The organism is Lysinibacillus fusiformis (assembly GCF_003049525.1).
Taxonomy (GTDB): Bacteria; Bacillota; Bacilli; order Bacillales_A; family Planococcaceae; genus Lysinibacillus; species Lysinibacillus fusiformis.
The window spans coordinates 51,723-67,724 of the sequence record NZ_PYWL01000005.1 but is presented as its reverse complement, the minus strand read 5'-3'; the positions used below and the strand labels follow the sequence as shown (position 1 = coordinate 67,724).

Here is a 16,002-nt window from a genome sequence, read left to right as displayed (position 1 = left end):
ATCAGCTTATTCAAACTAATGGGTAATCGGTGTTTTTATTGACCTACAAAATGTAGCATCCATATTAAAGGAAATAGTGCTTTCATTAATGGAAAGCCCTGAGATGCTAGTATTTTCATCTAGCTTATGAGTTATAGATGATTCTGTCACCGCTGCCAGTCCTCTAGCATTAATAATTGTGTAGTTTGCTGTCATGTAAGCGGTAGATGACGCTATATTTAATCCAAAGGTTAATGGATTGACGGATGGCATACTAGATAGGTTGTCATTCGAAATTTTAATAATGCCATATTGCTGAATATAGCAATCTCTTTTTTGCTGAAATGTATCTTCAAATCCAGGAACATCACTAATAAAGTTTGAAAAGGTTGAAAGCTTTTTATAGACCTTTAAGGTTTCTTGATAAGCTTTTAACTCAGATTGAATAATAATCTGTTCAATTCGTAGTTGCTCCTCTGTAGGCTTTTTAAGTGTAATTTCTTCAGCTGAGACAGAGATATTACATGAAAAAGTAGCCGTAAGTATGAAAACAGTTTCGTTAAATCCATTTTTCATTTTAAAACACTCCCAGTACAAAAAAATTCATGTTCATCAATCTATCAGGATAATGCGAAAATCAATTTATATTAATATAAGCGTAACATCTGTCATAACGCCATTTCAATGGTGAGTTTACGCCAATTTTATGGCGGTACATAGTTCTCTACCGCCATATTATAACTATTATTTAACAAAATAATGGCGTGGTTTGTATAATTAACGCCAATTTTTGGCGGGATACTTCTTTATATAAGAAACTATGGGATTATATGCATTAAATATTGACACTGCTAGTATTAATTCCCACAAATATATATAATATTTATTAATATATCGGGAGGGAGAGAGGACTATTGAACGGGTTGGATGAGTGTATTAATAAATCATTAGACATTCTTATTGAAAATGAAACATTTCTTGATCATGAGCTAAAATTGCTGTTTAAAAGCTTTAAAGAAGAAAAAATAGAAGTAGGTTTTTCTTTTGGTAAATTATGCTATTGGCACTATGAGTCGTTTTCAGATAGTGTAAATGACGACATTTACAAAATTGCTGCAGCGGTTGAACTTTTAATACTGTCTTTTGATATTATTGATGATCTTCAAGATAAGGATTCAGATAATAGTTGGAGCAGGACGCCAGAACTTTCTTTAAACGTTGCTCTAGCTATGTTGATTATGGCTTCAAAAACAATTGACGAAACTTCCTTTGAACATAAAAGAGCGGCTATAACAATACTTGAAGAATGCGCATTAAAAAGTATTAGTGGTCAGCAATTGGACTTATTAAATAACTGCCGGGATGAAGATTCTTATATACACATGATTACACTTAAATCTGGTTCCTTAACAGCGATGAGTTGCTTAATAGGAGAGGTTCTTGCCAAAGGTGAAGTATCCAAAGAAGTAGAGGCTTATGGAAAGTACATAGGCATTATCCAACAAATTAAAAATGATATCCAAAGTTTGAAAACATGGGGACCTAAAAATGACCTACTAAATAAAAGATTCTCCTTGCCGATTATTTATCTTTTATCACTGAAAAATGATGTTTCAAAATCTGTAGCTGACTATTATAATGATGATATAGTTACAATTTTGGATCATAAAGAAGCAGAAAATGAGTTGACAAATGGCGGAGCAATACGCTATGCAATTACTGTGAAAAATGTCTATAAATTGAAGGCGATAAATGATCTTGAAAATATAGAATTAAATGATTTAGCTAAAGACTACCTACAAAAATTAATAAAGTGATGAGGAGCGATTGGATGATTAATGTAATTCAGTACTTAGAAAAAAACCCAAGCCTAGTTGCATTATTAAAAGAACAAAGAGCCTCATTAATTGGAATTTCATCTATAGAACAAATGGCAATTTTAGAAGCATTTATTGATGAAATGAATATAGAAAGTGAAATTTGGAACTAAAAACTTTGCGTAGCAAGTTTTTTTGGCCCGCTATAGTTCTTTATTTAGTGTTAGGTTTATACTTAAATTTTGTGAATTATAGCGCGCCATATATTGAAATTGGGGTAGAAGAAAAAGATGGTAAATGGCTAGTATCTCAACTATATTATAAAGATTGGGCTAAGGGGCAGAATATATCCATTGGCGATGCTGTTTTAAACGTAGATGATGGCCCGATTGCCGAACTAAATCAATTGAAATATAAATCAAAAATACTATCTGCGAATGACCTTACAATTATGAAGCCAGATGGGAAAATAATAAATATACATATTAAACATTTAGATATTCCTCAGCAGTTTTTTTATGTATTAATAGTTCCAGCTTGCTATTATTTATTAACGTTATTTGTTGCTTTTTATTTATATTTCAAGCAAAGAAATACTAGGTTAACAGATTTACTAATTCTTTTTATATTAGCTGTCTCGCTAGCTTATGTAAGTAGTGGAGTTTCGGGTAGGTTAGATGGGATAGGGATTATTGTAAATCGTACTACTATGTTATTATGTTTAGTGATTTTATTACATTTTTTAAGAAATTATTTTGCATTTATGAAAACAAAATGGATGTTTACGAATAATATCCGGTTCTTTTATTTAATGCCTTTGATTGGTTTTATATTGGCTTGTATTGGAACTGTTTTCCCTGCTTCTAATGATATACTTTCGAATATTGTATTATTTATGTTCCTTATTTTGCTTATTATTATCTTAGGTATTTTATTAATAAGCTATTTCAAATATAGCTCACCTCAGTTGAAAATTTTATTAAGTAGTATAATGATTCCGTTCTTACCATTTCTATTTTTATATGTACTTCCAAAAATCCTTTTTCATACGTATATCCTTTCATCTGAGATTAGCTCCTTATTTTTATTACTGATACCTTTTAGCTTTATATTTACACAATTAGCAGAACGATTATTTGATATCGAGTATCATATTACTAGATTGCGCTACTATGTTATTTTTTCTTTACAATTTACCTTATGGTTCACAGTTGGCTTGTATTTCATTGCCGGTCAACATTTAAGAATCACTGTCATGTCAGGCGTGTCCTTCTTTACATTTTCTTCGTTAGTAATACTCTTTTATGTAAAAGAAAAAGTTGACTATCGCAAGCGGAAAATATTATTTTCAACAAAAGGTGATTACATTCATCAGCTGTACACGGCTGTCGATAAAATAGGGAAAACTATTAAAATGGATGAGCTTTTAGAGAAATTCGCATATGAGGTTTCTGTTCATTTGGAGCTAGAGGATGTTTTTGTTTTAACATATAACTATGATACGAATGAATTCCTTACAAATAGTGGGGAAAGAATTTTGATACATCCTGACACAATGGATGATATAAGATTAGGAGAAATACGTAAGATTGATAAAATTTATTTAGCATTTCTCCATCAGGATGTACATTATAAACGAGCATTAGTGCTGGGGCATAACAATACAATTCATTTAAAAGATGAGGAGCTACTATGGCTCGAATTGCTCCTATTGTATGTAAATAATTTTATTGAAAATACAAAGATGGTGGAAGAACTATTAGAGGAATTGAAGCATATGAAGCAAGCTGATGACGGCCAATTGCCGTGGCTTAATAAGCTGTTATGGTTGAGATTCGAAGAAGAAAAGTACCAGTTAGCCCAAGAGCTACACGACACCAATTTGCAGGAACAACTTCATATTGCAAGAGAGGTGGATGTCCTTGTTAATGCAAAGGATACAACAGACATTCAGGAGAAGCTTGCAAAAATTCATAAGCAAATGGTTGACTCTCTACATGAATTACGATCATATTGTGAGAATTTAAAGCCTCCATTACTGGATACATTAGGTTTAAATGCTGCGTTAGAAAAATTAATTCGAAAGGTTCAAGAAAGAGCTAATTTTGTTCTAATTTATTCAATAGATCGTCTGTTTTTAGAAGATGAGCGTATGAATTTAATGATTTATCGATTATTCCAAGAAGTACTGAATAACGCCTTAAAACATTCTTATGCAACAGCTGTTGAAATCCATCTAAAGGAAATGAATGATGGTTTTGAAATCATTTATAGTGACGATGGTGTTGGGTGTCATGTAGAGGATATTATCGTAGCAGAGTCAATGGGCATCCGAGGTATGCAAGAACGTGTAAAAGCCTTTAATGGTCATTTTTATATTGACTCACAACTAAACCAAGGGATGTCAATTAGAATAGCAGTTAAAGAAGGGAGTGAAACACATGATTACCATGCTCATAGTGGATGATCACCCTATAGTTTTAGAGGGAACTAAAAATTTATTTCACGAAAATGAAGATATTATAATTGATACTGAAAGTGATGCCACATGTGTTATACAAAGAATAAAAAATAAACCATATGCTATTTACCTGATTGATATTAACATGCCATTGGAAAATGGTATTAATTTAGCCCGTCATATTAAATCTATTCAGTCGGATGCTTCCGTTATCCTTTATACAGGAGACGATATAACGGATTATTATCCCCTTATTTTAGAGAGAAAAATAGAAGGCATTTTAGCGAAAACGGCCTCTAAGGAGCAAATCATACGGACAGTCAGAGCGATTGCAAATGGTGAATTTGTTCTACCGAAAAATTTCTTAGATTTTCTGGATGATAAATTTAAATTGCAAAGTGCTAAAGATATTCATTTAAATGAAAAAGAAAAGAAAATTTTAAGACTGATTGCAGAAGGTCATACAAATAAAGCCATTGCTATTGAGTTGAATATTCCTCAGCGAACTACTGAGAGATATTTAACACAGCTCTTTTCTTTGCTAAATGTAGATTCAAGAACAGAGGCTGTCAATCTTGCTGAAAGAATGAATTTACTCTAAAGAAATTCCATGCTATACTGTTGGTGTATTTTTCTATCAAAAGGTACTTTATGACAAAAATTCTTCTCATATAATTTTATGGAAAAAAGCACCTTATTATTATGCTTGATTTACTATAAAATTTTCATACACCGCCAAAAAAGTGGCGGTGTATTTTTATGTCCGCCAAATCACGCCATATTTTCGTATGAATCACGCCAAAAAATTGGCGTAAACCCGAAGTTGAAATATCGGTATAAGTACTGGTACGCTTAAATTACCGTGGTTAAGTAGATTTGCTATAGTGAGTAATAATACAAATGATTTTCTTCAAAATAAAGGAACCTGACTATCTATGTAAAAGGTAGATAATAGAATGGTAACTAGCAGTCAATATACTTCACCATAAAACTTTATAAAGGTAGGCGTGTATTGTGAAAGTAGAACTCGAAAATTTGTTTTCTATAGATGAATCTAGTCAAGATCAAGTGATTAACGTTTATAATCGTCATGGTATTGCTATTGGTGCGCCTGAAATTAGAAAGAGAAATTTAAAAACAAAATTTAATCCTATTTTTACATTAAATGAAGATGTAATATATGAGAAAGTAGCTGCCGTATACGAGTCATTAGAACGTGAATTTGGCATTGTCTCAATAGGAGAGCGTTTCTACTTTGAGTTTTCTGATTTGGAATATGAATGGGCACCATTGTTTACTTTAAATTCAACAGGAAATTCACCCGAGATGTTTCTAGAGGACAAAGGGACCTTATTTTCTTTAAGTACTCATTGTAAAAATTGCGGACTTATGGATAAAGAGCAATTATCTCCTATAGTTATTGATACTTCACACATGAAAGGACGTCATTTAGTTCATGTAAGTGGATATTGGGTAGCTTCAGAGGAACTGGTAGCATTATTGAAAAATGAAAAACTAGAAGGCTTTGAATTTTTAGAGGTAATCCATCAGGGACCTGAGCAAGGAAAACAGCCAGCTTATCAAATTATTCCTACACAAATTCTACCGTCTAGTAGTCAGGATAGAGTGAAATTATACTTTGCAACTGAACAACCTCCATGTAGCTGTGGTTTAAATGGTGTTATTAAGGGGCCAGATATTTATCATCAGGAAGATTTAGCTGCTTTAAAAGGCGATGTCTTTTACTCAGCTGAATGGAGTCATGATGGAAGATATCTTTATAAAAAAACTTTATTTAGTAAAAGGTTTAGAGAAGTGATTATAAAACATGGAATCTCTCGTGAAGTAAGAGGAGAAAAAGATCGAAACTTTGGTCCAAAGGATTGGCTGTTTGATCCAGTACTCATCAAATAATATAGATGTGGAACAGAGGTGTGTTGATGATATTTAGAAAAATTCTACCTATCGTGGCCATTTTATTCATTGTTGCATTGGTCGTCTCTAATTATTTTAACAAGCCTAATGAACAGGCCATGATTGTCACTGAAGAATGTAAACTGTATTTATAAAAATTAATGCTTCTCTCCCTCTAGTTCGGACATAATTATGTTATGATATGAAGATCATAGCAGTATGTTTTTGAGGTGAACGTATGAAAAAATGGGCCTATCCTTTGGCAATTATCACACTAATTATTTTTATTTTTTTAAAATTTACTTTTCAAAGTGATTGGATGAATAAATTTGATGTGAAAATGGCAGATGTCTTTTTTGGCAATCAATTTATTGAAGTCTTTCATTATATAGGAGAACCGATATTTGTTGTCATTGTAGCGGTACTTTTGATTGTGTATTTAGCGTGGAAGACAAAAAATTATCGAGGCATGCTATTTGTTGTTTTAACATTTGCAGCAGGGAATGTGTTAAATCAAGTATTAAAAAAGTGGATCCAACGAGCACGACCTGAAATTGAAGATCAATTAACATCGTATAGTTTTCCATCTGGCCATGCTATGACGGGTATTCTGTATTTATTTGCAACTGCTTATATATTAGCTGAAAATAACAGTAAAAGTCGTAAAATCCTATTGTGGGTTGGGGCTACAATCCTAATGGTGCTTATAGGATTAGCTCGTATAGCTGGTGCTAGACACTTTGCTACGGATGTACTTGCAGGCTGGAGTATGGGCTATACTTGGTTTATCATTTGTGTCATCTGGTATGAACGTCGCAAAAAAACATTCCAATCGAATCATAAATAGGTTGTGAGAGCAGTATCAAATTCATAGGATTTGATACTGCTTTTTTCTGTGCAAAAGGATAAAGGAAGGACAAGGGCGATATTTACCTTGTAAAAAAGAATTGCTCTTAGGAAACTTCTGCGTTAAGATGAGTACAATAAAAAAAAGGGAAAAGGAAGAAGGGTATGGACGGAAACGTTTTACTAGCATTTGGACTGACTCTATTTGCAGGGCTCGCAACTGGGGTAGGTAGTTTAATAGCGTTTTTTACATCACGAACAAATACAAAATTTTTATCGCTAGCATTGGGTTTTTCTGCAGGCGTTATGATTTATGTCTCACTTGTTGAGATTTTTGTTAAGGCTAAAGATGCTTTAACGAATGCATTAGGTACTACAAATGGTTATTGGATGACAATCGCCGGATTCTTCGGTGGCATGTTATTCATTGCTTTAATCGATAAATTCATTCCAAAATCAACAAATCCTCATGAAGTAAAGCTAGTAGAAGATGTGAATGCAATAAAGCCACAGGTCAATGAAGATCATTTGATGAAGATGGGTATTTTTACAGCTCTAGCTATTGGAATTCATAACTTTCCAGAGGGGATAGCTACATTTATGTCAGCTATTAATGACCCAAATGTAGGAATTGCCATTGCCATAGCAGTAGCGATTCACAATATTCCAGAGGGGATAGCAGTATCTGTCCCGATTTTCTTTGCCACGGGTAATCGTCGAAAGGCTTTTAAATTATCATTTTTATCGGGGTTAGCAGAGCCCGTCGGTGCAATAGTAGCATTTTTGCTCCTTATGCCATTTTTAACAGACGTTATGTTTGGCATCATTTTTGCTGGAGTGGCAGGCATAATGGTCTTTATTTCATTGGATGAATTATTACCAGCAGCGCAGAGGTATGATGAAACTCATTTATCTATGTATGGTTTGGTAGCTGGAATGGCTGTCATGGCCATCAGCCTCGTGTTATTAGTATAAGTCTATAAAAAAGGGAGCCATTCATGTGGTTCCCTTTTTTTTATAGTCGTGCATTAAGTTGCTGGTATAGTATGTTTGGTTTCTATAAGTTCTTGTACAATTTTTAAACAGTCGTGGAATGTGATAAATGGTTTATATGGAACTTGAAGCTCTTCACAGCGTTGAATGAGATGATCTCTAGCCAGAACAATATCAGCTTGTTTAGCAGCTTCAAAATCTGAAAGAGAATCACCGATAACGATTTTAAAATGATCTTCTTTTGCCACTTTCCGCATAACGCTAGGTTTGCAGCAACCACACCCTTGTATGCTATATTTTGCGCATTCCTCATCACAGCTATTTGAATAAATCAGTTTAATTTGCTCACCAGAAAAGTCAGCTGTATTGCAGTAAATACCTGAGAAAGGACCGTATTTTTCTACTAAAGGCTCAATAAAAAAATCGACCCCTCCACTTACAATGTAAAATGGTATGCCATGATCTTGAGCATATCGAACAAAATCTCCAAAGCCATCACGAATGATAGCTGTATCCATAAGATATTGAATGACTTCATCTTTCTGTTGAGTAGAAAGTAAATGAAACATGGCAGAGAGCCCATCTTTAAACGAAATGGTTTGCTCCATCATAGCTTTTGCAATTTTCTCAGATTCTTGTGGAACAAATTCCGTCATCAGAGAAAAGATATTATCAGTTTCTGTTATTGTGCCATCGAAATCACAGAATATAATTGGCTTCAAGATAGTTCCTCCTTAGAAAAGCGCACATCCTAGTTGTAAATAATAGGTGTTTCAAGGTAAATCCTATACTTCTATAATATTAGTTTTATCCACACTTGCTTTCAAGAAAAAACGCCTACTATTATAGTAGACGTTTTATATATTCACGTACTTGTATACCTTGTTCATCAGCTTTTGTTAAAATCACTTGATGTTCAGGAAATTGATTTTTCATAGTTTGAACAAAGTCATATGCAATGGTAGAAGGAATGATAGAAATCAATGTAGGGCCAGCTCCACTTAAAGCTGTACCATACGCACCATTCATCTTTGCTGCTGTACGAATTTCTGTATACTCGGGTATTAGCTTTGCACGAAACGGTTCATGGAATAGATCGTTTTCCATATAACGCCCAGCACGCTGGAAATCACGTGCCATTAGTGAAGCTGCTAACATATTAGCATTTGCCGAAGCATGAACTGCATAGGCTCTGTCAAATTGGTCTGGCAATACAGATCGAGACTCGCTCGTTTTTAATTCGACATTTGGTACATATACCACAAAGGAAGCATCAATTTCATTGATATGAAAAGTATCAACATTACCTTTTTCATCCATAGAAGAAATGGTTAAGCCTCCTAAAACAGAAGCGGTTGCGTTATCTGGGTGTCCCTCAATTTGGGATGATAAGTTAAGTTTATCTTGTATTGTTAAGTTAAGCCCACATACTTGATTGGCTAGTTCAATACCTGCAACTATCACAGCAGCACTGCTTCCAAGCCCACGTGCTAATGGTAGCTCGCTAGCCATCTCGACACGGCATGCAGGTAATTGTTGACCATATTGATCAGCAACTTTTTTTGCAATGACGTATAGTAAATGTTCGTCAAGCTCAAACTTTTTAGGACCGTTATCATCAAGATGGATAATATCCCATGTATCTTGTAAAGTAACTGTTAATTGTAAGTATAGAGACAAGCCGAGTCCTATGGAATCAAAGCCAGGCCCTAGATTGGCTGTACTTCCTGGAACTGAGATTTGCCATGCTTTACTCATAGTACTCCCTCGATATATTCTCGAATTTCATTCTCGTCATTTTTAAGGGATATTACTTCGACTGTGGATACATCCATAGCTGTATCGGGATCTTTTAGTCCATTACCTGTGAAGATTGTAACTACTTTTGAACCCTTTGGAATTTTTCCGTTCTCCACTGATTTAATAACACCTGCTAATGATGCGGCAGAGCCGGGTTCAACGAAAATACCTTCTGTATTGGCGATTAATTGATAAGCAGCAATAATTTCTTGATCTGTTACGGAATCAATAATACCTCCAGATTCATCTCGAGCTGCTTCTGCCAATTTCCAGCTAGCTGGGTTACCAATTCGAATAGCAGTGGCAACTGTCTCCGGATTTGTAATAGGCTCTCCTTTAACGATTGCTGCTGCACCTTCTGCTTCAAAGCCATACATCTTTGGTAGACCAGAATCTTTAGAAGCATGATATTCTTTAAAGCCTTTCCAGTAAGCAGTAATATTCCCTGCATTACCAACCGGGATGCATAGATAATCAGGAGCTGAGCCTAAGGCATCTACAATTTCAAATGATGCAGTTTTTTGACCTTCAATGCGGTATGGATTAACGGAGTTTACAAGTGCGACAGGAGTTGTTTCACTTACTTGGCGAACAATACTTAAAGCATCATCAAAATTACCATCAATCTCAATGATTTTTGCACCATACATAGTTGCTTGTGCAAGCTTACCAAGGGCAACTTTTCCTTTAGGAATTACAACGATGGATTGAATACCAGCTCTTGTAGCATAAGCAGCTGCAGCAGCGGATGTATTTCCTGTAGAGGCACAAATCACACACTTACTACCATCTTCAATAGCTTTAGCTACTGCAAACACCATACCACGGTCTTTAAATGAGCCAGTTGGGTTTGCACCCTCAATTTTACCGTAAAGCTCAATGCCTAATTTCTTAGATAAATTCACTAAATGTATAAGAGGCGTATTGCCTTCGTTTAAAGTTAATGCGGGTGTATTTTCTGTTACAGGTAAAAATTGTTTATATTCTTCAATAAGGCCTTTCCACATAAAGATACGATCTCCTTTTGTTCTTATAGAAAGAACAGTTGTATTTGTATAAAAGACATTTTAACGCAAATCACACTATTATTTCAATAGCATTTCATAAATTGTCGAAACAATTCGGTAATTAGAATTTTGCTTGTCACTTTCTTGAAACAACTGTATAGTAATCTTGTAATGTAAAGTCAAGTGTAAAGATAGGTGGTTGAAATGGCGACAAATACTGTAGGAACAAATAAATCTCAGCAAACTATTTCTAGAAATAGACTATTGGGCGTTGCAGGGATTGGATGGCTTTTCGATGCAATGGATGTTGGAATATTATCGTTTGTCATTGCAGCATTGGCAGCAGATTGGGGACTGACACCAAGTCAAGCTGGCTGGATTGGTAGTATTAACTCAATTGGAATGGCTGTTGGAGCCCTTGTATTCGGTGTTTTTGCCGATAAAATAGGGAGAAAACAAATTTTTATGTGGACACTTGTCCTATTTTCCCTTGCAAGTGGTCTATCCGCTTTTACGACTACATTAACGGCATTTTTAATGCTACGTTTTTTAGTAGGAATGGGTCTGGGCGGTGAACTACCTGTAGCATCAACGTTAGTATCTGAAAGCGTAGCAGCAAAAGAAAGAGGACGCGTAGTTGTTTTACTGGAAAGCTTTTGGGCAGCTGGATGGCTAATTGCCGCATTGATATCCTATTTCGTTATTCCAACGTGGGGATGGCGAGTAGCGCTCATCTTAACAGCACTCCCTGCATTTTATGCTATTTATCTTAGATGGCATCTCCCAGATTCACCACAGTTTACGGTGAAGCAAGAGGCCAAATCACGTAGTATCCTTCAAAATATAAAAGAAGTATGGTCAAAAAAATATGCACGTTCCACATTGATGCTTTGGGTGCTTTGGTTTACAGTTGTATTTTCGTATTACGGTATGTTCTTATGGCTTCCAAGTGTCATGGTTGGTAAGGGCTTTGATATGATTACGAGCTTTAAGTATGTTCTCATTATGACATTAGCTCAATTGCCAGGTTATTTTACTGCAGCCTGGTTTATTGAAAAGTTTGGACGGAAATTTGTGCTTGTTTCCTATCTAATTGGTACTGCAGTGAGTGCTTTCATTTTTGGGAATGCTGAAACACTTGTAGTACTGTTATTGTCAGGCATGTTTTTATCTTTCTTTAACTTAGGAGCATGGGGGGCCCTATATGCTTATACACCTGAGCAATACCCTTCCATTATTCGTGGTACTGGTGCAGGGATGGCAGCAGCTGCTGGACGAATTGGTGGTATTTTCGGACCGCTACTAGTTGGTTCTTTATTAACAGCTGGTTATGATATAGGCTTCATTTTTGCCATTTTCTGTGGAGCCATTATTATAGGTGTTATTGGTGTCATTTTCCTTGGGAAGGAAACCAAGCAGCTAGAATTAGAATAATAACTAAACAATGTCCTGGATAAGAGTAATCAATCCAGGACATTTTTGTCTTTATTCGCTAGTGTATTACATAAAAATTAGGAATTATTGAATTTTATTCATCGGTACCAATAAATTTGGTAAAATAACAAATCAACATAGAAAAGTACAAAAAGTCGACATATTAGCAGGTTAATGCGCTGAAGATTTTTCAGAAAAGTCATTGTATTCAAATTGCAATCATGATACTGTATTTTTAATCGAATTTTGAGTAAGTAGGAAACAATCTCCCATTCGTGATAAGGTCATTGAAAGAAAGGTTGTTAGGAATGTGCATTCATGAGGATATAAAGAAAAGGTTTGTAAGACTGTCAAAGGGGCAGCGTAAAGTAGCACAATTTGTAATGGATAATCCCAATACAGTGATTGCTAATGGAGCAGCAGAAGTAGGCAGACTGGCTAATGTAAGTGAATCAACGGTTATTCGCTTTTGCTATGCCATGGATTTATCGGGATATGTGGAACTGCAAGAAGAAATAAGAGGCTATGTCATGTCCCAAGATGTAGGAACAAATCTACAATCTACCTATACGGGTAAAAAGCAAACTAATTCTCGTTTTGGCAAGGTAATGCAGCAAGATAGCCAAAACATTCAGGAAACAATTCAATTAATTAGCGATCAACAGATTCAAAAAGGTTCAAAATGGATGCATGAAGCAGATAATATCTATATTCTAGGTACTCGTCAGGCAGCATCTGTAGCAAATTGGTTATCCAACACATTAAAAACACTACGTTCTAATATTAAGCAGCTTCGTATAGATTCCGATGAAATAATGAATCAAATTAATAGCATGGGAGAGCGTACAACATTAATTGTTTTATCATTTGATAAACAGTTAAAGGATATTCAAACGATTGTTGAAATTGCAAGGATGAAGAAAGTAAAAATTATTGCTATTACTGGAACTGCATTTTCACCCGTTCGTGAATATGCTAATATTTTGTTTGCGCTTGGAACAAACAAGTATTCCTCGCTAGATATAGTGCCCGTTTTATTTTCTTTCTTACATGCTTTATTGGAGGAAATGATTAGCCAAGATAAGCGGCAGTATGAAAAATATCAAAAATCCTATGAGCAAGTAGATAGTAATATATTATTCCTGGATGCTGCTAGAGAGAAACAGGTATTTTAATGTTATGCATGGAAAAGTGTTATATTGCTTTTCTATGCATTTTTTATAGTCTAACTATATAAAAAGATGTCCAAATATGCTTTAGACATCTAGGCAAAGTGATTTATAAAATTTTACTTAAGTTATACTCGTTAATGAAAGTATCATTTAATTTAATAGCATTTTGTCGAATGCCTTCTTGTTTAAATCCTATTTTCGTAAAAAGATGTAAAGCAACATTATTATGTTCCATAACTGATAATTCTAATCTGGATATATCACGCTGTTTTGACCAACCTTCCACAGCCTTCATTAGCGCAGAGCCAATGCCTTTTTGTTGGTACTCTTCCTTCACAGCTAAGCGAACAGAGGCAACATGTTTAGCTTTCGTTTGTTTATACCCATGTACAACTGCATAGCCTGCAAAAATACCATTTAATACGCAAAGTAATATAGTGCGATTTTTTAGTTGTTTCCAATAGGTTAAATTTTTACGAAGTTGTTGGACAGTTAGATCTACTTCATTTTGAACATTATACATGAAGTCGGTTTGTTGAAAAATTTCTTCCTGTAAAAGAATAAACGATCTAGCATCCGATGCTTCAATCCCTCGAATTATGTATGCAGATGGGTTCTCTTCTTCATTTTTAGAAAGATTGTTTACAGTTGCCTTAGTTTGCGTGCATGAGAAAGTTATACTAGTACCTAGTCTAACATCAATGACATGATAGCCTGCATTTGTCCATGACAAATAGTGTGATAGAGGGGGCTTTGTTTTTTTCCACCAGCTCTTATTTAAGTAGGCGGCATTCGGTAAGGCTTGTCCCATAATGTTTTCTAATTCACTAAAGGATAAAGTGATTTCTTGTTGTAAAGCTACTTCAAAATAATTTGCTAAAGGAATGTACTTTTTTTCCATCTTCTTTGTCATCGTAATCCCCATTTCCTGAATATCCAAAAATATAGACTATCTGATAATAGCATAAAATTACGCTTACATAAATATGAAAATCCAACTAAATATCTATGTAAAATAATTAATACTAGAAAAATATGCGCTTTTGCTATTGAATGTTAAAAATAGGATGGTAAAAAAAGATAATGCAAACAAAGGGGATGGGTGCACAAAATATATGTATGTGACAGTTTGAAGGTCCATTATACTTTATTCATATTTGTATAGTTGGTTATTGGGAGTGGGGAATTATTATTGTATATTAAATGAATGAGCATAGTTTACTTAATGTTTCAATTTATCATTTGTTAGTCCATAAGATATGATAAAATAAAAGATAAATGTAAGGTCATTTTAGGAGGAATAAATTCAATGAGTAAAGTATTAGTTTTTGGACATAAAAACCCAGATACAGACACGATCACGTCTGCAATTGTATATGCTTATTTAAAACAACAAATTGGAGAAGAAGCCGAGGCTGTACGTCTTGGAGATGTTAATAATGAAACCCGGTTTGCTTTAGATAAATTTGGCTTTGAAGCGCCACGTTTAATCTCATCTGTAGTTGGAGAAGCGGACAAAGTTATTCTAGTAGACCACAATGAATTCCAGCAATCGGCTGATGGTATTGAGGAAGTGCAAATTGCCGAGGTAATTGATCACCACCGCATCGCTAACTTCCAAACAGCTGATCCGCTATATTATCGTGCAGAACCAGTAGGCTGTACGGCTACAATTCTAAAGAAAATTTTTAACGAAAACGGTTTAGATATTCCAGCGAACATTGCTGGTTTAATGCTATCAGCAATCGTTTCAGATACATTATTATTCAAATCACCAACTTGCACAGAGCAAGATGTAAAAGCTGGCGAAGAACTAGCGAAAATTGCTAATGTGGATGTTGCAGAATATGGTTTAGCTATGCTAAAAGCCGGTGCAGACCTATCTGATAAATCTTTAGAAGATCTACTATCATTAGATGCTAAGGAGTTCCAATTCGGTGAGTACAAATCTGTAGTTGCACAGGTGAATGCTGTGGATATTGATGATGTGCTTAATCGACAAGAGGAATTAGAGATTTTATTAAATAAAAATGTTGCTGAGAATGGTTTAGATTTATTCTTCTTCGTTGTGACAGATATCCTAAATAACGATTCTACAGCTGTAGCAATTGGACAAGTCGCACAAGCTGCAGCAAAAGGATTCGGTGCTGAGCTTATCAACAACCGTGTTGTGTTACCAGGCGTTGTTTCTCGTAAAAAGCAAATTGTGCCAGTATTAACAGAAGCTCTAAAGTAATTTACACAAGAAGACAGCTACTTAGGCTGTAGATAATAGCCATCGAAAAGTTCACACTTTCGATGGCTTTTGTCATGTTTCTTGCATGTATCATATTGGGTAATTACTGTCGAATCTAACATGCTCAAGTAAGCATCGACTGTATGGTCAGTTTTTTTATGACCTCTACAGGTTGTCCATCATACACCATGCTTTTTCTTTGCGCTTTGCATAGATTTTTTACTTTTTTCAACATATGAAAAGGGAGTCTCTTATATAGAAAATTGATAGGAACGAAGTGCGCCCATAGTGGACATCAACGGCTTTACTTTATTTCATCGTAAAAAAGACTGTAGCAAACTCA

16 protein-coding genes are annotated in these 16,002 nt (G+C 34.8%); 11 read left to right on the top strand and 5 right to left on the bottom strand.

Annotated features, from left to right (window positions below; all coding sequences use genetic code 11):
- Positions 1-15: 15 nt before the first annotated feature.
- On the bottom strand, positions 16-555 hold the full coding sequence (locus tag C9J29_RS13380; RefSeq protein WP_090002048.1) for a hypothetical protein: 540 nt from the start codon (positions 553-555) through the stop codon (positions 16-18).
- Between the two features lie 338 nt (positions 556-893).
- On the opposite strand from C9J29_RS13380, the gene C9J29_RS13375 reads away from it, so the two are divergent.
- The 8 genes from C9J29_RS13375 (at position 894) to zupT (ending at position 7,992) form a co-directional block, all read left to right on the top strand.
- On the top strand, positions 894-1,796 hold the full coding sequence (locus tag C9J29_RS13375) for a polyprenyl synthetase family protein (RefSeq protein WP_089985782.1): 903 nt from the start codon (positions 894-896) through the stop codon (positions 1,794-1,796).
- A gap of 14 nt (positions 1,797-1,810) precedes the next feature.
- The gene (gene comX / locus C9J29_RS13370) at positions 1,811-1,969 is read left to right on the top strand and encodes a competence pheromone ComX (protein WP_008175167.1); all 159 of its coding nucleotides are present in this window, start codon (positions 1,811-1,813) and stop codon (positions 1,967-1,969) included.
- Between the two features lie 5 nt (positions 1,970-1,974).
- The gene (locus C9J29_RS13365; protein ID WP_237068840.1) at positions 1,975-4,263 is read left to right on the top strand and encodes a sensor histidine kinase; all 2,289 of its coding nucleotides are present in this window, start codon (positions 1,975-1,977) and stop codon (positions 4,261-4,263) included.
- Entirely contained in the window at positions 4,238-4,858 is a 621-nt protein-coding gene (locus tag C9J29_RS13360; RefSeq protein WP_008175164.1) for a response regulator transcription factor, read from the top strand. The genes C9J29_RS13365 and C9J29_RS13360 overlap by 26 nt, the downstream gene beginning before the upstream one ends.
- Positions 4,859-5,271: 413 nt before the next feature.
- A complete protein-coding gene (locus tag C9J29_RS13355) occupies positions 5,272-6,171 on the top strand; it encodes a hypothetical protein (RefSeq protein WP_107922311.1) in 900 nt (299 codons plus the stop codon).
- 26 nt (positions 6,172-6,197) lie between these two features.
- The gene (locus tag C9J29_RS24960; protein WP_255319030.1) at positions 6,198-6,326 is read left to right on the top strand and encodes a hypothetical protein; all 129 of its coding nucleotides are present in this window, start codon (positions 6,198-6,200) and stop codon (positions 6,324-6,326) included.
- An 83-nt stretch (positions 6,327-6,409) separates the two neighbouring features.
- Positions 6,410-7,018, top strand: a complete 609-nt coding sequence (locus C9J29_RS13350; RefSeq protein ID WP_089985781.1) for a phosphatase PAP2 family protein — start codon at positions 6,410-6,412, stop codon at positions 7,016-7,018.
- A gap of 164 nt (positions 7,019-7,182) precedes the next feature.
- A complete protein-coding gene (gene zupT / locus C9J29_RS13345) occupies positions 7,183-7,992 on the top strand; it encodes a zinc transporter ZupT (protein WP_090002044.1) in 810 nt (269 codons plus the stop codon).
- Positions 7,993-8,045: 53 nt separating this feature from the next.
- Here the strand turns inward: zupT and C9J29_RS13340 are convergent, their stop codons facing one another.
- From C9J29_RS13340 to thrC, 3 genes are all read right to left on the bottom strand, one after another.
- Complete coding sequence (locus tag C9J29_RS13340; protein WP_008175158.1) at positions 8,046-8,732, bottom strand: MtnX-like HAD-IB family phosphatase; 687 nt, start codon at positions 8,730-8,732, stop codon at positions 8,046-8,048.
- 121 nt (positions 8,733-8,853) lie between these two features.
- Entirely contained in the window at positions 8,854-9,768 is a 915-nt protein-coding gene (thrB, locus tag C9J29_RS13335) for a homoserine kinase (protein ID WP_107922310.1), read from the bottom strand.
- Complete coding sequence (thrC, locus tag C9J29_RS13330; protein WP_008175156.1) at positions 9,765-10,817, bottom strand: threonine synthase; 1,053 nt, start codon at positions 10,815-10,817, stop codon at positions 9,765-9,767. Before thrC ends, thrB begins: the two co-directional genes overlap by 4 nt.
- A gap of 204 nt (positions 10,818-11,021) precedes the next feature.
- On the opposite strand from thrC, the gene C9J29_RS13325 reads away from it, so the two are divergent.
- Positions 11,022-12,251: an MFS transporter gene (locus C9J29_RS13325; RefSeq protein WP_089985779.1), complete on the top strand. Its 1,230-nt coding sequence runs from the start codon at positions 11,022-11,024 to the stop codon at positions 12,249-12,251.
- Positions 12,252-12,559: 308 nt separating this feature from the next.
- Positions 12,560-13,426, top strand: coding sequence for a MurR/RpiR family transcriptional regulator (locus tag C9J29_RS13320; RefSeq protein WP_008177153.1), 867 nt, complete (start codon positions 12,560-12,562; stop codon positions 13,424-13,426).
- Between the two features lie 103 nt (positions 13,427-13,529).
- On the opposite strand, the gene C9J29_RS13315 is transcribed toward C9J29_RS13320, so the two are convergent.
- Entirely contained in the window at positions 13,530-14,336 is an 807-nt protein-coding gene (locus C9J29_RS13315) for a GNAT family N-acetyltransferase (RefSeq protein WP_237068839.1), read from the bottom strand.
- 396 nt (positions 14,337-14,732) lie between these two features.
- Between C9J29_RS13315 and C9J29_RS13310 the strand changes: the two genes are divergently transcribed.
- Complete coding sequence (locus tag C9J29_RS13310) at positions 14,733-15,659, top strand: manganese-dependent inorganic pyrophosphatase (protein WP_008177150.1); 927 nt, start codon at positions 14,733-14,735, stop codon at positions 15,657-15,659.
- Positions 15,660-16,002 lie beyond the last annotated feature (343 nt).